Consider the following 565-nt stretch of genomic DNA (forward strand, 5'->3'; position numbering starts at 1 on the left):
ATCGAGGCGACGGCTGAGGGGGCCACAGCGGCCACGCCTTTGCCGGTGCAAGTCATCGTGCCGCAAGTGCGGGTCGTCAGCCTGGACGGGCAGCGTTCGACCTCCAGCCTGAGGGACAACTTCTATGTGGTGCTGAGCGTGCCTGGCGCGTACTGGTCGGACAACCAGAACGCGATCAAGCCGATGACGGTACAGGTAAGCCTGGTGGAACAGACTCCTTCAGGAGTGGTCGGTGGAATCTACACCGCAGCCGATGGAGGGGTGCTGGTCACGCAGCTTGCGATCGGCAAGGACCGCAGGGACACGGGGTGGGGCTACATCGAGCGGCCCAGTGTTGCGGGAACGTACCGGGTTCTGGCACAGGTGCAGGGATTGGCCGAAGGCCAGTCGGAGGTGCAGACCGTGGTGGCTGCAAACCAAGCGCTGAAGCTCACGCGGTATGGCGGCGACAAGCTGATCGTGGGCAAGGGGCTGTACAGCTACAGCAGCGAGTTGTACGTGGAGCGCCTGATCAATGGCGTGGTCAGCAACGGGGCCGATGCGGTGACGGTGAATCTGCGTTGCG

Annotated in this window: 1 protein-coding gene; it reads left to right on the forward strand. The window is 63.7% G+C overall.

The window, feature by feature from the left end:
* A partial coding sequence (locus DA1_RS30980) for a hypothetical protein (protein ID WP_162269897.1) occupies positions 1–565 on the forward strand: 565 nt, incomplete at both ends.

The organism is Delftia acidovorans NBRC 14950 (assembly GCF_001598795.1).
Lineage (GTDB): Bacteria > Pseudomonadota > Gammaproteobacteria > Burkholderiales > Burkholderiaceae_C > Comamonas > Comamonas acidovorans.